Origin of the sequence: Runella limosa DSM 17973 (genome assembly GCF_000482465.1) — a bacterium.
GTDB lineage: Bacteria > Bacteroidota > Bacteroidia > Cytophagales > Spirosomataceae > Runella > Runella limosa.
Genome location: NZ_AXVJ01000104.1, coordinates 1 through 1,529, shown reverse-complemented (window position 1 = coordinate 1,529; position 1,529 = coordinate 1). Strand labels below are relative to the sequence as shown.

The 1,529-nt window shown below is 38.6% G+C and carries 2 protein-coding genes; one reads left to right on the top strand and one right to left on the bottom strand.

Features of this window, described 5'->3' with window-relative positions:
- Nucleotides 1–339 (top strand): HTH domain-containing protein (locus K339_RS33270; RefSeq protein ID WP_157607550.1); only part of this gene is annotated, 339 nt, incomplete at its 5' end.
- Between the two features lie 181 nt (nucleotides 340–520).
- Here K339_RS33270 and K339_RS0109935 read toward each other — a convergent pair.
- The gene (locus K339_RS0109935; protein WP_028523437.1) at nucleotides 521–1,426 is read right to left on the bottom strand and encodes a replication initiation protein; all 906 of its coding nucleotides are present in this window, start codon (nucleotides 1,424–1,426) and stop codon (nucleotides 521–523) included.
- Between the last annotated feature and the right edge of the window lie 103 nt (nucleotides 1,427–1,529).

The following is a 1,529-nucleotide window of genomic DNA, read 5'->3' as shown; positions in this document are numbered from 1 at the left end:
ATTCGAATTATCAACGAGTGTATCCGTTACGGTTTACCTGCCCCTGTGTTCGATTATGATTTTGCTAGTGTAATGCTTGAAATAAAACAAAAAATCGAGAAAGGGACACAAAACAACGCGTTTCCTGCCAAAGATGTCGGAGAAATGTCGGAGAAAATGTCGGAGAAAGTACTGGAGTTGATTAGAACAAATTTTACTATCACAACAGCAATTTTGGCAAAAGAACTCAGAGTGAGTACAAAAACCATCGAAAGAGCCTTAAAAACGCTCAAAGAGGAGAAGAAAATCGAAAGGATGGGGGGAGACAGAGGTGGCTATTGGAAAGTTATACCGAAATAAAAGGAGTACCAATTCCCCGCCAATAGCTTGCGTTAGATTTTGTCCTGACAAAGTCATGGCTTGCTAACGCTTCGCTTTCTTCTTAATCTCCCATAATCTCCTTTTATCTCCGCTAATATTCTATAACTCTACACTATATACGTCTGATTATTATTGGCGGTCGTGAGCCATCAGGCATATTTTAGCCTAACCCAAACACCTTCGCCGTATAGGCACCGATATTTTTAACCTCGTTACTAGCCACTTTCAACTTAATATCATACAGAGTTTTGTGAATTTCTGATTGCGAAAACTTTTCAACAATTTGAATTGCTTGATCTTTACGTAAACGAAATTCGTTAATCAGACGCCCAAAAACGACCGCTGATTCGTCCTGAAAATCAATTTTTGTTTGTGCTCCACGAATTCTAGTGATGGTAAATTCAATATCTGAATATCTGCGGCCAACTTTCTTCGCGTTGTAACTAATCGTCAAATCAGTTTTTTCATTGATTTCTTTCTTCGCCGTAAGTAAAATACGTTTTTCAAAATCAGACCAATTTTTGTACTGCTCCTCCCCTGTCTTATCATCGTATAGTAATAACCGTCTCTTCAACTCAAGAAGCTCTATTTTGAAGACGCCTATGTCCTTGTATTGCGATAGCATCTCATAAATACGTTTGGCATACTTACTGTCTAGGCTTAAAGCCATGTGCAACTGAAACGTCGTAAAGTTTTGTTTCAAATCGAAAAAGAACGGTCTAATTTTAGGGTCTAGTCCTATTTCAATGATTCCCTGCCCGTGCATGTACTCTGCTGATGAAATCATCGACACTTGAAGTAAGTTACCGTTGGGGCGCTTGATTTGTAGCACACGCCCTATCAATGTCTCTGTGGCTCGCTTTAAATCTTCGTACGAATTTCGGGTACCTGTTCGTTCCATTAATTCTCGCACAGAAACGTAATAATTCACGTCTGAGGTGTCTTCTTTTTTGAGTTGTGCCATCATGATGTAAATAATATTTTTTTCAAGTGCAGACATTTCATAGCGAGCACTCGTGATGGCATTGTCTTGAATAAGGGTTTTTAAGGTATTACTCTCTTCCATTTGTTATATTTATTACCCAAAAGTACGAGTTTTCCACAACTACGACAAGAAAAAACGACTGTCTTTTTTCGATGTCGTAATTCACGAGGATTTTGTCGTAGTT